We start from the raw sequence: 16,221 nt of genomic DNA on the forward strand, positions 1-16,221 counted from the left end.
CCCGTCCGTCGGGAGCGTGTCACGCGCCCGAGCGCCGAAGCCTCGTGCCGGCGAGGAATGACCCGACACCCTGAAGGGGTATGCGGCGGTCCTCGCCCCGTACGGCCCACCTGCCAACGCCCGAAGAACGATCAGCCCCAACAACGCCTCGGTGGCGTCTGGACGTCTCGCAACTTGCTCCTGCTCCGCCGACGGCGGCACGAGGCGGACGCCGGTGATGAGCCACCGACGTGCACCACGGAATCTGCCACCCGCTCTCACGCAATGCCGAACCAGGACGGCGGACTTCATTAGATCAGGTGAAATAACAACCACCTGTGCCGCCCAAAGGCCGATTTGAGGTAAGGCGCGATGGCAATGGAGCAGCAACAACTGGCAAGCCGGGCTACTCGGCTCTGGCCTGCGTGCCGTCGGTCGTGCACCGATGAGCAACTCCGACATGCGCGGTACTCCTGCCTCAGTAGGCCCGCAAGGCGGTCAAAGCTCGGTGAGAACGCTCAACCTTCAGTGAGAGGGGACACTTCCTCCAGTCGCTGAGCAGCGAGGACGATGGACGCAGTACCTGGGTGCCCGCCCAGCTCAGGGGCCCACTTCGGCATGCTCAAGACTGCGACGTCTCCCCGATGCGTCTTCGTGTGGTCGCCGCGCTCTACAGCCTTCATCGCTACCCGGCAGCGTTCTTCGAAGGCGGCCACGATCTGTCGGGTCTCAACGTTGTGCGCGCTACGAAGGACTTCTGCTGCCATAAGAAGGTTGGTGTTCTCAGTCTGATGACCAGCGTGCGCTCCTACTGTCGCGTACAGGTACCGCATGAGGGGTCCACGGGCCTCCGGGCGCACCCAGGTCAGGCGGGCTGACTTCTCCACCAGATCTGTACCGAACAAGCCAGCGCCGTCATACAGGTCATGCGCTTCTGGACAGAGGAGCAACACGTTGTCCAAGCAGTGAAAGCGCCGCTCGGCTATGAGCTGCGGGAACGAACGGCTCAGCGCCTTGATGGCTGGCCAGCTACGCACATGTGCGATCTGGAGTCGACCTTGAGTCAGCCGGTCGAACCCCTCCGCATGATCAGTACTGTGCTTGTTGCGATGCCAGGAGAGAGCCGCAGCTTCAGGATCGTCGGCGGGGCGCCCCTCGGTCAGCACCGGGTCTTGGAGAGCACATCCTGTGCGTCGCATGGCATGGAGCAGTTCCCGTAACGGCCGAGACATGGGCGGGCGGTTGCTAGGCATGAGGCATCTGTATCAGCGAGCACTGACAGCGCCGCTTGAGGTGGCCGACCTTCGATGGCAATCGCTGAAGGTTCGCTGTCACGAGACAACCCCGGCGCCGATTGTGGCTACGGTGGGCGCGTCGTTTCACAAGGAGGGGAAGTGCCAGAGCTAAGGTGGCAGGTCGTGGCCGAGGGCCTCGAACGTAAATGTGCGGCGCCGACGGCCGAGCAGATCACCGTCGCCCGTGCCCTGGGCCTGCCCCTGGGGCAGGCCACACCCGCGCTGGTCGCTGCCGCCGAGCTACGCGTCCTGCTGCGAACGCCTCTGGGGCTCGCGCTCGCAGGGGACTTCGGCGACGACGAGTACGAGGCCCTCCTCGATCTCGCGGACCGCACAGACCTCGCGGTTCCCGACATGGACAGGCTCGGGTGCCGGGAGGTGCTTAACGCCTGGCTGAGCGTCGCCCGTGACCGCGAGTCCGTCGCCGCCCTGCGTCGGCTAGAGCCCGCGGTCGATGACGTTGTTACCGCTCGCGATCGGCGCAGGGGCCCGGATCTGTACGGCGAGATTTCATCAGTCGGCGACAACGGCCGGCTTCACTTCCGCGGCGGCCACGGGCTCGGCACGGCCCCGTCCCGGGTCACCCGCATCACCCGCCCCGGTGAGGACGACTATCTCGATCAGCTCCGCCTGGCCCGCGAATACGCCGCTGCAGTTCAGAGCAACCCGGCGCGGATCACCCGAGCCCAGGAGGCGCAGCTGGACCGCTGGAGGATCAATTTTCCAGCGACCCCGGCGGCGGTCGAGGCACTGCGCAACGCACTGGAGACAGCCGACGACGAGGCCGCGATGCAGCGGCTCCTGGAGAAGCACCCGGCGCTGCTGGCCGGTACCGTAGTGGGCACCCACGACACCTGGATCCGGCCCCAGGTCCAGCTCGGGAACCACTACATGGCCGACTTCATGATCGCCGGTCAGACCTCGCTCGGAGTTCGGTGGACGCTGGTCGAACTGGAGAGCCCGGTCAGTCGCCTGACTAACCCCGGCAACAAGCGGGCGACGGCCACGCTGCGGCACGCCGTCGACCAGATCGAGGATTGGCGCAGGTGGCTGTCCACCAACCTGCACTACGCCCGCTCCGCGCGCGACGCCGATGGACTGGGCCTGCCGGGCATCACCGCCGAAGTCCCAGGTTTGATCATTATGGCCCGTGAGACCTACGACGACGCAGCCGCCGAAATCCGGGAACTGCATGCCCGGCGCTCACACATCCAGGTACGCACCTACGACTGGCTGATGCGCATCAACGAGTTCCCCGACCCCCTGCGCCGAGACGCCCCCGACCAGCGCCTTCGGCTCGCTTGAAACCGGCCGTCACATCCATCCCTCCCGCTTCACGAACACGAAGGGTGGCCCAGGCGAGATGGAGCCACCTGTCGAGCGAACAGAGCTGGCGGCAACGGATGCTGCCGCTGCATCCACTGCAATGCCGCTCGCTACGCCAGGTAGATGCCGGCGAAGACGCCGTCGAAGCCGAGCGCGACCAGGCCCTCCTCGACGCTGGGGTAGGTCGTCCCGTCCGGGCCGTCGATCAGGGCGTCGAAGTCGGCGCGGCTGATCTCGGGTTCGAGCCACTGGTTGCTGCACCGGCAGCGGATCCAGACGTTGCGGCCGTGGTTGATGAGCAGCCAGTCGCGTCGGGCCCGGCAGGCCGAGCACATCACGGGGATGCCGCCGAGGGAGAGTTCGTGTGGGTGGCTGACGCAGCGCGTCGCGCCCGGGCCGTCGGTCGGCTGCGTCTCGTACTGAAGTTGCAGCAGAGGGTCGGTGCCGGTCGGAAGGACGGGCAGCGCGGGTGCCGGCTCCGTGGTGCGGTCGGTGGTTCTGAGCACGAGCGTCATCTCCCGGTCGAGGGCTTCCTGTTTCCATCCGTAACAGCCGGTGGAACCGGCTGCCCATGCATTTCGTGGAGTCCGGTCGGTCGGTGGCCGGCCTTCCGGGCGCGCTGATCAGCGGCGCGGTGGGCGGCTGCGCGGGTCAGTGACGGCGGGACGCGGCGCCGCTGTGGGTGCGTTCCGTTCGCTGGTGCGGTTGGCCGAGGTCTTGGTCGGGCGGGTGCCGGCCTGCGGGCGACGAGGAGCTTCGCCCGGGTGGGCGGGGAGCTGGGCGAGGCGGCGCAGGCGCCAGACCAGGACGTCGTTCACGTCCGCGGCGGTGTCGAGTTCGCGCATGTCGATGGCCTGTTGCAGGAGGGCCTCGGGGTCGTGGCCTGCCTGCTCGGCCTGGGCGAGGGTGGCGACCAGGGCGTCGGTCTTCGTCGGCATGCCATCTGCTCGTACGCCCTGCTCCGGCAGAGCCGCGCGGAGGGTGGCCCCGTGTGTCCGGCGTTGGGCCTCGGGGAGGGCACGACCTTGGTCGTGCAGCACCCGCATCGGGGTGGCGGCGGCCTGGCGGTAGGCGATGCGCAGGTGCTCGGCGGCCTGTCGGGAGGCGTGGGCCTGCTGGGCGTGACCGCGGGCAGAGTGCCAGCGGGCGGCGGCGAGGGTGACCAGGACCAGGGTGGAGAGGAGCATGGCGGTGGTGCCGCCGTCCTCGCCCCGGCCGAGCGCGCCGCCGGCCTGGACGATGCCCCGGGCGGCCGAGCGGAGAGCCCGGATGTCGGCGCGCTCTGCTCGGACGTGGCTGCGGGTCGCCCGCTCGAAGGCTCGGGCGGCAGCAGCCAGCTCGGCGCGGGCGGCGGCCGGGGAGGTCTGGGCGACCGCGTCCAGGAGTTCTCCGACGCCGGCGAGCTGGGCGGCGGCTTCATCGTCGTCGCCGTCGAGGAGGACGGCGGCACGCTCGGCGATCCCGGTGGCGCTGCGTCGCTCTCGGGCGGGCGGGGACCAGTCCGCCCGGCCCTCGGCAGCTGAAGGCGTTGCCCGCTCGGCGGTACCGTCGGCAAGCCGGAGGCGGATCTTCGGAAGGGACAGGTCGGGAGCCAGCTTGGAGCCGGAGTACCAGACCGGTTCACCGTGACGGTTGCGGTCGCCGGGCAGGGCCACGTTGTAGCCGAGCGCGTCACCGGACGGGGCATGGCGCACCTTCACGCGCAGGCCCGCCTCGCGGAGCCGGGTGAAGAACTCCTTCTCGTCGTCCGCTCCCGCGACGGCCTGGCGGACGGCTTCGCGGAGCGTCTCGCGGGAGGTCTCGGGGCGGCCGGTGCGTTCGGCCTTGAACTTCTCGGCGCTGGTGGGGTTCTTCGCTGCGGTGCCGTCACCGGCGTTGAGGCGGCGCAGGCCCATTTCCTGCTCGATGCGCCGGCAGACAGCCTGGGCCTTGTTGAAGTCGTAGTTGAGGCGGGGATTGCGCAGGTCACCGCGGACCAGGGTGGCGACGATGTGGATGTGGTCCTCTGCATGGCGGACGGCGATCCACCGGCAGCCGTCGGGATCGCCGTCCGGGGCGATGCCGGTGGCGTGGACGATGCGCTGGGCGACGGCGCTCCACTCCTCATCGGAGAGCCGCCGGTCGCCGGGGGCGGTCCGGACCGAGCAGTGCCACACGTGCTTGGCGGGCGCGCGGTCGCCGGCCTGCTTGACCCGGAGGTCGAGGGCGGCGGTGAGGCGGGCGAGGGTGACTTGCGGGTCGGTGTCGCGGCCGGGGTCGGGGGCGAAGCCGTCCCAGGAGCCGACGAGGTGCGCGTCGGTGTGTTCCTCGCGCCTGCCGGGGCCGTAGAGGTAGACGAGGAGTCCGTGGGTGCGCGAGCCGCGTCCGATGTCGGGAACCATCACAGCCGCCTGGTCACCAACTCGTTCGCCGCGTCGTCGAGGCGACCGAGGGACCGGGTCAGAACGCTCAGTGCGTGTTCGAGTTCGCCGGGGCGGGGCTGTCCGCCGGCGTTGTGGACGTAGGCGATCTGGTTGATGTTGTTGCCGATCCGGGCCAGGGCGGTACGCAGGGCGGCGAGTTCGTCGATGGCCGTGTCGAGTCGTTCGTTGGTGTGCAGGGCGGTCGAACCGCGGGCTGCTGCGAGGCCGGCAGCTGCGAGGAATCGGGCGACGGTGACGCCGCGCTGCGCGGCGGCGACGATCTCGGCTTTCTCGGTGTCAGAGAGGCGGGTGGTCGTCTTGCGGGTGCGCTCGCTCGGGTTGCGGCTGCGGCGGCGCGGCTTGCGGTCGGGGAAGGCGGGCGTGCTCGGGCTCGGCTGCTCGCGGTCGGCGTGGTCGTCTGCTGCACCTCCCCCGGTGACCGGCGCCCCCTGGTGCCGGTTGCCCGGCTGGTTCCCGAGCGCCCTCGCTCGGGAACCAGTTGGGCTTCCCCCGCCCTCCTGGGCGGGGGCAAGTGCGTGCGACGGGCCGTAGGACCGTCGTACGCGATAGCTTGCTCCGCCAGGATCCGTTGTGGGGTCACGCTGCTGTCCGGCGGTGGTCACCGCCGGGTCGTCGGTGGTCATCGGCTCGTCTCGGGGTTCTGCTGCTGGATTTCGCGGACGAGTTCCTCGATCCAATCCATGGCGAGGACCGGGTGGTGGAGGGTCCAGGGGCGATTGTGCTGCTCTCGTTGCACGATCCAGGTGGTGTCGGGGCCGGACTGGGCGCGGTGGAGGTGGCCGCGCTGGTGAAGGACGGTCAGCCAGGAGTCGACTTCGGCGGGAGTGGCCGGGTGGGTGCGCATCGGGTGTTCTCCGCTTCTGCTCTGGAGGGGTGTGGCGCGGGTGTCCGGAGCGGGTGACCGGCTGGGGTGACCGGCTCGGTTACCCGCTCCCTGGGTGTCCGGTCAGTTCTGGGTGGAGGTGACCGGCTGTCCGTGCTGGGCGCGGAGTTTGGCCATCAGGGCGGTCAGGGTGTCGCTGGAGAGCGGGATCTGCTGACCGCGGATCGCCTGGGCGACCACCTTGCGGGTCAGCTTGTCCTCGGCCCTGACCGCTGACCGGGCGATCTTCAGCAGTTCCTCGGTGTCCGGGTCAGGCCGCCGGTCACCGGGTGTCCGGGCCTCTCGGTCAGTGACCGGCGGCGGCGTGACCGGCGGGGTGGTGACCGCCGCCGGGCTGTCCTGGTCGCCGGTGACCGGGGCGGTGTCGGCGGGGCGGTCAGTGACCGGCCGAGCCGAGTCCGACTGTCCGGGCAGGTCAGCGGCCTCGTGGGACTGGCCTCGGTCATCGGTGACCGTGTTGCTGCTGCCCACCGGGGCCCTGTCCCCGGTCAGTGACCGGGAGGCAGGAGCCTGCTTTCCCAGGGACAGTGGCAGCCGGTCGGTGAGGGCGGTGACCGGCTGACCGGCCTTGACCTGACCGATCGCCGACCGGTTCTGACCGATCCGGTCAGTCCGGGTGACCTCCACGGCGTCGCACCGGTCACCCTGACCCGAGTGACCCGGGTAACCGGGGTGACCGAGGTCCTCGCGGTCACTGCCCTTGACCGGCCCCCGGGCTATGAGGATGTAGAGGTGGACCGCTCCGGCCAGGGCGAGCGGGGCGATGGTGGACAGCGCCGCGACCACCGTGTCCCCGAGCCGGAGGCCGGTGCCGGCGACCGCGTCCTCGTTGAGCCGCACCGCGTGGAGCGCGTTGGCCCAGATGCTGGCGGCGGTGGCCGTGCCGAAGAGCGTCCAGACGTAGAGCCGGGCGCGCAGCGGCGCGTCGCGGAGGACCAGGAGCGCCCGGACGCCGTAGGCGATGAACCCGTCAATCACCAGGGGGAAGAGGTAGGTGAGGAAGCCTCGGATGTGGATGGCGACGGCCATCTGCTGCAGCGCGTCGTACGACAGCGCGCATCCCGCGCCGCCGAGGGCGATGACGACCGCTCGGTCCCAGCCGCATATGTGCGCCGTCTTCGGCGCGGTCATGGCGGTCACGCTGCCGTCCCGAAGTCGTCGCGACCCAGGCGCTCGCTGCCGGCCTCGGACGAGGCGGTGGCCGTCTCAGGTTGGTTCAGGTCTCGGTTGCGCAGGGCGCGGCGGAGTTCGCGGTACCGCTTCTGGGCGTGCTCCTCGGTGATCTTGAGGAGCCAGGCCAGGCGCTGCTCGGTCACCCCGTGGCGGTAGGCGGCGCGGATGACCGCGCGGCGCTCGGCCTTGGTGAGGTGGATGTCGCGACCGGCGATGGTGTCGTTGACGCGGCTGTAGTCGAGGCGGTGGGCGATCTTCTCGTGCAGAGGTCCGCGCTCCTCCTCGGTCAGTCCGCCTCGGATGCCGTCGGTGTCGCCGGCTTCCAGGGCGGCGTCCAGGCAGGTGCGGCGGACCGGGCACTGGCCGCACAGCGCCTTCGCTGCGGTGATCTTGTCGGTCTCATCGGGGTCCGGGAAGAAGATCTCGGGGTCCACCGGGTTGTACTCGGTGCTCTGGCAGACGGCCTGGTCCCGCCAGGTGTGGTCGCCGAGCGACCGGTGGCGGACAGGGCTGTGCGTCGTGCTGGTCATGCGGGTGCTCCGATCGCTCTCCGTGCGCAGGGGCGTCGGCGGAGAGGTGCGCTGGGTCGGGGACGGGCTCGGGGCGGCGCGCAGAAGGCGCGGCCCGGCGTGGCGGCCTGGGGCGGGTCAGGCTGCGAGATGGTGGCGTCTGCGGTCGACCTGCTCGAACTCGACCCGGGTGGTCATCTGTGCGAGCCGGGAGGCGACGCGGTCGCCGAGGTGGGCACGGAGGTCCCTGATCGCCAGGTTGGTGGTGATCAGGGTCGGAAGCTCGTAGTTGTACCGGCGGTTGATCAGCCGGTACGTCACTTCCTCGACCCACTCGCTGGCCTTGGCCGCGCCGAGGTCGTCGATGATCAGCAGCGGGTAGCGGCTGACGGTGGCCAGCTCCCGCTCGCTGTCGGCTCCGGGCCGGGGTCGCAGGTCGGCGTACAGGTCGGCGGCGGTGGTCGCGCGCCAGCGCACGCCGACTCCGCTCTGGACCAGCCGCCGGACCGCGCCATACGCCTGGTGTGTCTTGCCCGCGCCGACGACGCCGGCCATCAGCAGGCTGGGTCCGGTGGTGACCTGTCGCCTGGCTCCCTGGTTGGGAGCGACGGCGGCCTCGGCGACGGTCCGGACCCAGGCCAGGACCTGGGGGTGGTCGGCGACGGCGGCCCGGTAGCGCGGGGGCATACCGGCCGACAGGGCCTCCAGCGGGGAGACGGTCTCGAGCTCCTGGGCCGGTGCGGCGCTGGGGTCGATGTTGCGGGCGGCCAGGATCCGGGCCATCCGGTCCAGGGTGCCCTCGCCGAGGGTCTGCGGTTCGCGGTGACGGGTGCGCATCACAGCTCCTCGGCGTAGGCGGCAGCGGCGTTGGAGGGGGTGGTCCACGCCTGATGGGCGGGCACGTTAGGCCGGATTCCCGGCCGGGCAAAACTGCCGGGGCGTGCATTCATGGCCTCGTTGACCATGCTGGCCAGCACGCTCGGGTGCTTGGGGTTGGCCGCGAAGTTCGCCAGCCCGGCCCTGATGTGCTCCGGCGCGATGCCCTCACCCAGGAGCTTCTTGGCGATCCGGCCGAGATGTCCGATCACGTCGCTGGGCGGACGCTCGTCGCATGAGGCGACGTACTCGCCGACGAGCTGGTTGGCCGAGACGCCGTCTGCGGGCGCCGTGCGCCCCGTAGGGACAAGAGATCCAGGATCCAAGATCCTAGATCCAGGCGCCGAGCCCTCTCCGATGCTTCGGGGAAGGTTCGGGGAGTCCTCGGGGAATGCCTCCTGACCTGCGCTCTTCGTTCCAGCCCGACTAGGAACGCCGCACGCATTGTCGGCGGCTTCCTGCCGGTCGACGGAGGCCCCACCCGCGTCTCCGGAAGGCGTGGAGGTGGTCTTGGCGGGCAGGTCGAGGGCTCGGGGAGCATTCGGCGAGGTCTCGGCGAGGTCTCGGGGAGTAGCAGACGAACCCTCGGTCCGCTTGGTGCAGGAGCCCTTGCAGGGCGCACACCGGTCGGCAGCCTGGTGCTGCGGGCAGGAGGGCAGGCGCGACTGGCTCGGCTTGTCGATCTTCTGGTGGTCGGACCAGGTCACGATGTGGAGGTACCGACGGCCGTCGCAGCCGGTGTACCGGCAGATCAGGCCGGCGGCCGCGAGCTGGTGGAGGTCGTCTTCGACGTGGACCGAGGTGTGTTCGGCGCGGAGGGGCCAGAGGAGCCCGGCGATGATCGCGGCGTTGTCGCGATGACGACCGTGGTCGTCGGCCTGGGTGAGCAGTCCGAAGAAGGTCCGCTCGGCCTCGACGCGCACTTCGGCGAGCGACTCGGAGAAGAATGCCTCCGGCTTGATGGTTCGTATCCGCGCCATGTCAGCGGCCCCGAACAGCGGCGGTCAGGCCGCTGCGCGTGAGGGTGGCGTCGGCAAGGTGGAAGGTGTGCGGTCGCGTCAAACCCGCCTCCGGCCAGGCCCTCAGGATCCAGCGGCCCGCGCCCCTGGCAGTGATGCGGCCCACGTCCATGGTCTTCCCGGCCTCGTCGTCGACGACGGCGTGCAGGTGGGGCCACGTCTGCTTCGGGTCGTTGAGGCTGACCCGGATGGTGGCCGCGCCCGCGATCATGTCCGCGAGCTGGGCGGCGAGGCGGCGCTGGCGGCCAGCGTCCGGGCAGGCCGGGGTTCCGATCGGCATGGCGAGCATGCGATACTCCGTTTTTCGTAGGAGCGCGGTGCGGCGGTTCTCGTGCAAAAGCCCCGCCGCCCGCGTGATGTGTATGGGCACCTCTCGGGGTGCCGACCCGGCGCTTGGGAGTTGGTAGCTCCCGGGCGCCGGTTTTTTGTTGCCGAGCCACGTCAGGGACCATACGTCCGCATTCGCCCCACCTCCTCCTCGATCTCTCTCCTCAGGCATACGGCCTGACCCCCGCAGGCAGGGGTGCGCGTCCCGGCGTCTTACGACCTAATCGGTTCGTGCCTCTCATCTGCTCGTTGCGTCCCTCCCCAGGTCACTGCCCGGCGAGGGACGACGAACATATGTAGACACCTGCAGCAAGTCCATCCCTGGCTCCTTACGGGTCGCACAGGGTTCGCGACAGCCGGTGTCGGGAAAGGGGACCACGACCGGCCGGCAACGACTGGACCGAATCCGACGGCGCGTTGCGCGAGTGGTCACGACAACGCAACGTACATAGAGGTCCCCCAGGGCTGGCACCATAGAGCCGGAGCCCGGCCAGCAGGTGCGATACGGAAACGTACGTCAGTTGCGGAAATGTATCAAGCCTGGGCTACAGTTGCCCCAGAGGCCGCCACCACCAGCCTGATCGCCACCCCGCAGGAGTTCATGTGCCACGTCAGTTCGACGGCAGCCGCGTGCGTGCTGTCCGGCGGGGCAAGGACCTCCACCAGAAGGAATTGGCCGAGATGGTGGGCGTCAGCGCCCCCACGGTCGCGCGATGGGAGAGCGGCCAGGACTTCCCCAAGGGTGAGAAGCTCCCCGCAATCGCAGCGGCGCTCGGTCAGTCGCTCGATGCCCTTTTCCCCCACGACGGCCCGCCGGACCTGCAGCTCCTGCGCTGCGACGCCGGCCTCAGCGTGGCGCAGGCTGCTGCGATCATCGGCGCGAGTCGCGTGCCGGTGAGCAACGCCGAATCCGGCCGGCGCCGGCTCAGTGATGCTTACGTGCAGCCGCTCGCAGAGGCGTACGGGGTGGCCGAAGAGGAGTTGTTGGCCGCCCAGGACTGCTCGTTCGGGCTTCGCCCCAGCGCCTCGCGTGACCAGCATGCGTCCGCACCCCGCACGGCGGGAGAGAAGATCAACTACCTCCTGCAGCACGGGTACGTTGGTCAGGAAGCGCCCTCCGATGAGGAGATTGCGCGGATCGTCAACGAGCATGCGGGCGTGGCGGCCGTCACCGCCGACGACATCGCCGCCCTTCGTGCGGGCGCCACGACGGAGGCTTCTGATGTGGTGCGTGCCGGCCTAGCTGAGGCGCTTCAGGTCGACGCAGCCCTCTTCCAAGATGATGCCGAGGTCGACCCTGCGGCCCGCGAATTCCTGGAGGCACTCCGCTTCCTCGGCTCGATTCACCGAGGGCAGATCCTCGGCCTGGCTGCCCGCGGCAACGGCGGGGGTCTGTCTGCCGAGATGATGGCCAAAATCAACGAGCTCGTCGGAGAGCTGAAGCACAAGCTGCCAGAGGTGCAGGACGGGCAGTGACGCCGTCGGCGAGTGCTCCTCGGGGTTGTCTGAGGCGTTTCCGCTCGGCTGGCTTAGGGTCTGACGCCGATCGTCGCCCCTGCGTGGACCGGGGCCGGTACGAGCTATTCCGGCAGCCGCGTCAGTGGTCGACAACAGCGAAGGGACTACGGCGATGCCCTTTGTTGGGGCATCGCCGTAGTCCCTTCGCTGTTGGTGTGGGCGAGCAGGGCCAGCGGCTCGGCTCCGACATCGAGGCTGGTCGGACCACCGCGCGTCTGACGCCGGGCTACGACGCCGTGAGGTCCACGCCGAGCAGTTCGGAGAGAGTGGCCACCGTCTGCCGGGGGTCCTGGTTGTGCACTCCCGCGAGACCGAGCTGTTCTGCTGCCTGGACGTACGCTTCGGTGTCGTCGACGAAGACGCACTCCTCGGCCGGCAGATCCATGAGCTTGAGCGTGATCTCGAAGAGCTCAGCGTCAGGCTTGCGCAGCAGGTGCTGCTCGGAGATCACCACGACGTCGTACAGACGCTCAAGCTCGTAGCCGTCGTACAGGTCCCAAGGGGCGAGCCCCACGCTGTTGGACAGGATGCCCACCTTGGTCCCGGCCCGCCTCGCTGCGGCTGCCGCATTGATCATCAGCGGCTCGGGACGAAGGTCGCCGAAGATGCGGCCCATCAGGTTGTCAGCCGGCACGCCCAGCATCTTGCCGGCGAACTCGTTCCACTCAGTCTGGGAGACCGTTCCGCGCTCGAGGTCGCTGGTGATCCGGACACCCTCCTCGTCCTTGTACAGGGCCGTGAGGCAGGCTCCCTGCGGGAGGCCCTCGCGCTGCTCGAACGCGAGCACTGCGGGCAGCAGCGGAGTGGTGAGAACGCCTCCGAAATCGAGGATGAGGCCCGTGCGGCGGTTGGACATGCGAGAACTCCAGATTGCTGAGATTTCGGACGCCCATCCAAACCGGATAGCGTCACTGCCCGGCTACATGTGGCGACGGGAGTAGAGGTGCGTCGCAGGCCGGGGGTGCACTTACGAGGCGGAGCAAGACCTATCAGTCCGCATGACCCACGGTACCAGCCCAGTTCATACGGCGGACGGTGCTAAATCTCACTCACCGACCCGCCATTCAAGATCGCTATGCATCCTGGTTTCGCTCGTCGGGAAATTGAGTCCGGACCGAGAAATGAGACTGTGAAGCTAATAGCGGGCTAGCTACCCGGTTCGGATTCCACCTCTATGGAGTGCAGGAGAAGCTCCCGAGCTTGATCCGTGGTGATGTGCGAGTAGGCCATACTGACTCGCGCAAGCCACGCCGCTTCACTTTCGGTGTCAACGAACGGTTTCTCTCTCAGAGGGGCAGTGGCATACAGGTTGGCTTGCGAGCTGTCAGCGGCCTGGAGTGCGGCCTTAATCCAGTACGCTTCCGCGGCCGGCTCAGGGTCGGGGTGCGCTGCGGTGATGTCCTCGGCGGCGAACATCAGGTCTCGTGGAGCGTAATAGCGCAGCTTCTCACAAGCGTCAGCAATGTCCTGAGTCCATCGGTCCAGGCGAACATCGATGGGGACACGTATGTGCCTGAGTTCAGCGAGACGCCGCCCTGGCGGATACAGGCTCGTCCCGGGAAACGCGTCCACCATGTCGAACCAGAGCGGGTAAGTCCTGTACAGGGTGCGCCAAGTTCTCCACCGGGCCGCCGCCGCACGAGTGGTGGGAATGCTCACACCTACGGCAACGATCAGGAAGAGCAGGTTCATCCATATCGCTGTGGCATCGACCAGGAGCCGGACCGTGGAGGGATTTAAAGGGAACGCGACCGCAGCCCAAAGGATGGCGATGCGCGCCAATGTATGGGTCAGCCCCATCCACATGGAAATCCCCATCAAGCCCAGCCCGACACGCATGCTCGTGTCCTCGACCCGTCGCGCCGCCCTCGTCCACTGATAGCCGCAGACTGCGGTCGTGATGAGTGGGAAGAAGTAGAACACGGTCATGTAGACCGCGACCCCCCATTGCCCGGCGTGGTCGATGAGGAAGTTCTGGCTCGGCTTGTCGCGGTCCACCACCGTGAAGAACAGGACCGTGAGCAGAATGACGCCTATCGCTCCCGTCCCATAGGACGCGCGTGCGATCCGGCGGGAGACCGCTACGTGCCGGGGCACGACCGTCTCCGAGCTCTTCCCGTAGCTGGTGGCGACGTAGGTCAGGGCCGCGATGATCGCCGCGGTGCTGGCGAAGTGCCTGAGCAGGGCGCTCAGGTCCACTACTGGAATGCGATCCACCGCATCCATCACTGCTGGCGTGTAGAGCCAGAGCGCTACGGCGAATCCCGCATAACCGCCCCAGAGGGCCCGACGGTGAGCGTCGGCGTACCGAACTGCAGGGAATCGCCATACGGCGATGAGGGTCATCACGGCCGCAGTAAGGTATTTGATGTAGTCGAACACGGAACCAGTGGGTATCTATGCCGGCTGCACGCATCGCCGGCCCGGAAGGTCGGCCGGCCGCAGCCTTGATTGCCAATAGGTGGACTGCGCGATGTGACGGAAGCCGTAGGCCGAGAGCTGCGCCTCAGTGGTCGCCAGTCGATCGCGGCTAGAGTCGTCGCCGCGGTGGAGCAGCGACCGGGTGAGCAAGTGAATGCTCCAGGAGGCTGACCATGTCATCGCCCGTGAAGGACTGACGGCGCGCCAGCCGCTTGATCAACGAGGCCGAAAGCTCGGCCTGCTTTTCTTCGGAACTGCCGAAATCTACGCGCCCTTGAATCAGGGCCGACGGGAAACGTCGAAGCACTTCCTGACGAACGCGCTCAGGGACGTATCGCTCGATCTCCGCATCCGTCAGGGAGGTCCCGTGGTTCAGCCACTCATGCGCGAGCTCATGGAGAATGATGTGCTCGGTCTGATTACGACTTGAACGGCGGCGATAGAGAATGATCGTGGACTCCGGCGCTTTGACCCGGAGGCCACATGCCGTGCCCAGGCCCCCGTCGGTGTCATCCAGTGGCACTAGCCGAATCTGACGACCCAGCGCGCCCTCCATATTCCGCACCAGCGCCTCGACGCTGAAGGGTGCGGGGATGGGGAGATCGGCGAGCAGGCTCTCACATTCTTTCACGAGGGCGCGCCGTGAAGGGTCCCTACGCCAACGCATCGTTGCTCCATTGAAATGCCACTGAGGTGTTCACTGCCAGCCCGCGAGGCGCTAGTAGCCAGGAGCTTGTGCTTGGGGTGCGCGGTGGTCGGCCGACACACGCTGTCTACTCCCAATCGTACAAGGAGAAAAGTGCGATCAATGCGGGACGGGCTGTTGTGAAGGTCACCCAAGCGCGACAGTCTCGCAAATCTGGATCCCAAGATCGAAATTGAGTGACGGCGCGTTGATTGAATTTTGAATGCTTCTGTAGGGAGGCCGGTCCGCCGCCCTACTTCTTGAGTCGCCTCCAGCAAATGGGGCTGGAGGCGAGGGAGATGAAGACGTTGTGAAGTTCAGTGCGGCGTTCCCAGCGGACAGCGAGGCGTTTGAACTGGTGGAGCAGGGTCGGCTCGACGCCGCAACGGAGCTCGCCCGGCCCCTCGATGTTCGGGGCGCCCCTGCGGGAGATGACCGGAAGGATCCGGCGCCTGCACGGTTCACGGCGGTTGGGGTCGGAGTCGTATCCCTTATCGCCGAGTGATACGGAGTCGGCCCACGCTCTCAGGTCTACGGGCGCACTTGGATCAGCGCGTGGGTGCCGCTCGTACGCCAAACAGCCCCGGACCGTTCGAGGGTGTCCAGCGTTCCTTGCTCCAGGCCGACGATGACGTCGGACTTCAGGGTCCGGAGTGCCGCGACGGCCCCTGGGAAGTAGGCCGTGCGCTCGGCGAACGGCACGGTCGGGTGCCACAGCCGATCGCCCACCAGACGGCGGTAGTTGAGGTCACCCTTCAGGATCGTGAGCGCGGCATCCGCGAACTCCTTCCGCAGGTCCTCGGGCATCTCCTCGTACGGCAGCGGAGCGCAGAAGAACGGGTGGGTGCGGGCCTCCAGGCTTCCCGCGGCCATGGCCTTCCAGAGTCGACCGCCGATCCGGCCGGCTTCGCCGGGTGCCTCGGTGAGGCGGCGCAGGCAGTCGACCACGTCCGCGGTCATCGCGTCGGAGACGTAGTACGGATACGGCTTGACGTGAAGCACGACCCGCTCGGCATGCCCCTGTTCAAGGAGGTGGTCGATGAGGACGAGGTCGGGAATCAGCTCACGTCCCGCGTTGTCGGCCACCACAGCGATGGTGGCCGAGGCACCGGCGGGCAGGAGCTGCCACAGCGTGGCGCTGTCGTCGGCGACCAGCGCCGAGGCTGCGGCGTCATCCACTGCCGGCTCCCCCGCCGAGACCTGGAAGCCGAGGTCCGCGCGGTTGCCCCAGAGCGAGGCGTGCAGGAGGGCCGTGGCCCGCTGCTCGGCCGACGCGCTCGCGAGCGCGTCGAGGGCCCGCAGTTCCCCTTCCACCGCGTCGCCTCGCAGCTCGGCCTGCTTAAACGGCGCGAAGGGGTCGACTCCCTGCCACGGACCGGGACCGAAGTACCCGACCGCGTCCAGGAGCCTGCGATAGAAGTAGCTCTCCGCCCACAGGAACGGGGTGTCGTACCACGAGCGCCCGAAGTGCTCCTGTCCCCAGGCCGCCCAGCGCTCGTGGTCGTGGTCCGCGGGGGCGAGTGGTCGGACGACACCGTCGGTGATCTCGTCCAGCAGGGCGTCGAGGGCCTCCTGCTGCCGGCGGCCGTACGGGAAGGCGTCCCGCACCTGCCGGATGAGGGCGGGGTGGCGCTGGGCCAGCACACCCCGGGCGAACGAGCCGGGCTCGTTACCCAGGACGGTCGGAGCACCAACTGTGCCGGCGTCGCGGACAGCCTCGTCGCCCGAGGCGCGGGAGGTCTTCTCTGTCATGGTGCCGAGGCCCTTCGCATGTCGCTCATGCGGCC

At 68.5% G+C, this 16,221-nt stretch carries 16 protein-coding genes; 2 read left to right on the forward strand and 14 right to left on the reverse strand.

The genetic code is table 11. The features are described 5' to 3' along the window. Positions 1-497: 497 nt before the first annotated feature. Entirely contained in the window at positions 498-1,145 is a 648-nt protein-coding gene (locus tag ABT154_RS25375; protein WP_351859355.1) for a hypothetical protein, read from the reverse strand. 252 nt (positions 1,146-1,397) lie between these two features. Between ABT154_RS25375 and ABT154_RS25380 the strand changes: the two genes are divergently transcribed. Further along, a complete protein-coding gene (locus ABT154_RS25380; protein WP_351859357.1) occupies positions 1,398-2,579 on the forward strand; it encodes a Shedu anti-phage system protein SduA domain-containing protein in 1,182 nt (393 codons plus the stop codon). A gap of 131 nt (positions 2,580-2,710) precedes the next feature. On the opposite strand, the gene ABT154_RS25385 is transcribed toward ABT154_RS25380, so the two are convergent. The 9 genes from ABT154_RS25385 to ABT154_RS25425 form a co-directional block, all read right to left on the reverse strand. Further along, positions 2,711-3,115 carry a hypothetical protein gene (locus ABT154_RS25385; protein ID WP_351859359.1) on the reverse strand — a complete coding sequence of 135 codons (405 nt, stop codon included), beginning with the start codon at positions 3,113-3,115 and terminating at the stop codon, positions 2,711-2,713. A gap of 108 nt (positions 3,116-3,223) precedes the next feature. Further along, the gene (locus tag ABT154_RS25390) at positions 3,224-4,981 is read right to left on the reverse strand and encodes a relaxase/mobilization nuclease domain-containing protein (RefSeq protein ID WP_351859361.1); all 1,758 of its coding nucleotides are present in this window, start codon (positions 4,979-4,981) and stop codon (positions 3,224-3,226) included. Continuing rightward, positions 4,981-5,646 carry a plasmid mobilization protein gene (locus tag ABT154_RS25395; RefSeq protein WP_351859362.1) on the reverse strand — a complete coding sequence of 222 codons (666 nt, stop codon included), beginning with the start codon at positions 5,644-5,646 and terminating at the stop codon, positions 4,981-4,983. Before ABT154_RS25395 ends, ABT154_RS25390 begins: the two co-directional genes overlap by 1 nt. Beyond that, positions 5,643-5,867, reverse strand: coding sequence for a hypothetical protein (locus ABT154_RS25400; protein WP_351859364.1), 225 nt, complete (start codon positions 5,865-5,867; stop codon positions 5,643-5,645). Before ABT154_RS25400 ends, ABT154_RS25395 begins: the two co-directional genes overlap by 4 nt. A 102-nt stretch (positions 5,868-5,969) precedes the next feature. Beyond that, a complete protein-coding gene (locus tag ABT154_RS25405; protein ID WP_502969584.1) occupies positions 5,970-7,037 on the reverse strand; it encodes a DUF2637 domain-containing protein in 1,068 nt (355 codons plus the stop codon). A 5-nt stretch (positions 7,038-7,042) separates the two neighbouring features. Then, positions 7,043-7,609 (reverse strand): WhiB family transcriptional regulator, encoded by a 567-nt coding sequence (locus ABT154_RS25410; RefSeq protein ID WP_351859368.1) that lies wholly within the window; start codon positions 7,607-7,609, stop codon positions 7,043-7,045. A gap of 117 nt (positions 7,610-7,726) precedes the next feature. Further along, on the reverse strand, positions 7,727-8,425 hold the full coding sequence (locus ABT154_RS25415) for an ATP-binding protein (RefSeq protein ID WP_351859370.1): 699 nt from the start codon (positions 8,423-8,425) through the stop codon (positions 7,727-7,729). Then, complete coding sequence (locus tag ABT154_RS25420) at positions 8,425-9,444, reverse strand: hypothetical protein (protein WP_351859372.1); 1,020 nt, start codon at positions 9,442-9,444, stop codon at positions 8,425-8,427. Before ABT154_RS25420 ends, ABT154_RS25415 begins: the two co-directional genes overlap by 1 nt. Position 9,445: 1 nt before the next feature. Next, a complete protein-coding gene (locus tag ABT154_RS25425) occupies positions 9,446-9,772 on the reverse strand; it encodes a transcriptional regulator (RefSeq protein WP_351859374.1) in 327 nt (108 codons plus the stop codon). Between the two features lie 641 nt (positions 9,773-10,413). Between ABT154_RS25425 and ABT154_RS25430 the strand changes: the two genes are divergently transcribed. After that, entirely contained in the window at positions 10,414-11,286 is an 873-nt protein-coding gene (locus tag ABT154_RS25430) for a helix-turn-helix domain-containing protein (protein WP_351859376.1), read from the forward strand. A gap of 268 nt (positions 11,287-11,554) precedes the next feature. Here the strand turns inward: ABT154_RS25430 and ABT154_RS25435 are convergent, their stop codons facing one another. The 4 genes from ABT154_RS25435 to ABT154_RS25450 form a co-directional block, all read right to left on the reverse strand. Next, a complete protein-coding gene (locus ABT154_RS25435) occupies positions 11,555-12,184 on the reverse strand; it encodes an HAD-IA family hydrolase (RefSeq protein ID WP_351859378.1) in 630 nt (209 codons plus the stop codon). A gap of 290 nt (positions 12,185-12,474) precedes the next feature. Next, a complete protein-coding gene (locus ABT154_RS25440; protein WP_351859380.1) occupies positions 12,475-13,710 on the reverse strand; it encodes an MAB_1171c family putative transporter in 1,236 nt (411 codons plus the stop codon). Between the two features lie 148 nt (positions 13,711-13,858). Beyond that, on the reverse strand, positions 13,859-14,380 hold the full coding sequence (locus ABT154_RS25445) for a hypothetical protein (protein WP_351859382.1): 522 nt from the start codon (positions 14,378-14,380) through the stop codon (positions 13,859-13,861). 585 nt (positions 14,381-14,965) lie between these two features. Beyond that, positions 14,966-16,186 (reverse strand): damage-control phosphatase ARMT1 family protein, encoded by a 1,221-nt coding sequence (locus tag ABT154_RS25450; RefSeq protein WP_351859384.1) that lies wholly within the window; start codon positions 16,184-16,186, stop codon positions 14,966-14,968. Positions 16,187-16,221 lie beyond the last annotated feature (35 nt).

It is taken from the genome of Streptomyces sp. NPDC001728, from assembly GCF_040297565.1.
In the GTDB taxonomy this organism is placed as follows: Bacteria; Actinomycetota; Actinomycetes; order Streptomycetales; family Streptomycetaceae; genus Streptomyces.

Coding starts and splice junctions, on each gene's coding strand:
- ABT154_RS25385 (WP_351859359.1), bottom strand. CDS start 3,115: ATGACGCTCGTGCTCAGAACCACCGACCGCACCACGGAGCCGGCACCC.
- ABT154_RS25435 (WP_351859378.1), bottom strand. CDS start 12,184: ATGTCCAACCGCCGCACGGGCCTCATCCTCGATTTCGGAGGCGTTCTC.
- ABT154_RS25425 (WP_351859374.1), bottom strand. CDS start 9,772: ATGCTCGCCATGCCGATCGGAACCCCGGCCTGCCCGGACGCTGGCCGC.
- ABT154_RS25390 (WP_351859361.1), bottom strand. CDS start 4,981: ATGGTTCCCGACATCGGACGCGGCTCGCGCACCCACGGACTCCTCGTC.
- ABT154_RS25400 (WP_351859364.1), bottom strand. CDS start 5,867: ATGCGCACCCACCCGGCCACTCCCGCCGAAGTCGACTCCTGGCTGACC.
- ABT154_RS25395 (WP_351859362.1), bottom strand. CDS start 5,646: ATGACCACCGACGACCCGGCGGTGACCACCGCCGGACAGCAGCGTGAC.
- ABT154_RS25450 (WP_351859384.1), bottom strand. CDS start 16,186: ATGACAGAGAAGACCTCCCGCGCCTCGGGCGACGAGGCTGTCCGCGAC.
- ABT154_RS25405 (WP_502969584.1), bottom strand. CDS start 7,037: ATGACCGCGCCGAAGACGGCGCACATATGCGGCTGGGACCGAGCGGTC.
- ABT154_RS25420 (WP_351859372.1), bottom strand. CDS start 9,444: ATGGCGCGGATACGAACCATCAAGCCGGAGGCATTCTTCTCCGAGTCG.
- ABT154_RS25410 (WP_351859368.1), bottom strand. CDS start 7,609: ATGACCAGCACGACGCACAGCCCTGTCCGCCACCGGTCGCTCGGCGAC.
- ABT154_RS25415 (WP_351859370.1), bottom strand. CDS start 8,425: ATGCGCACCCGTCACCGCGAACCGCAGACCCTCGGCGAGGGCACCCTG.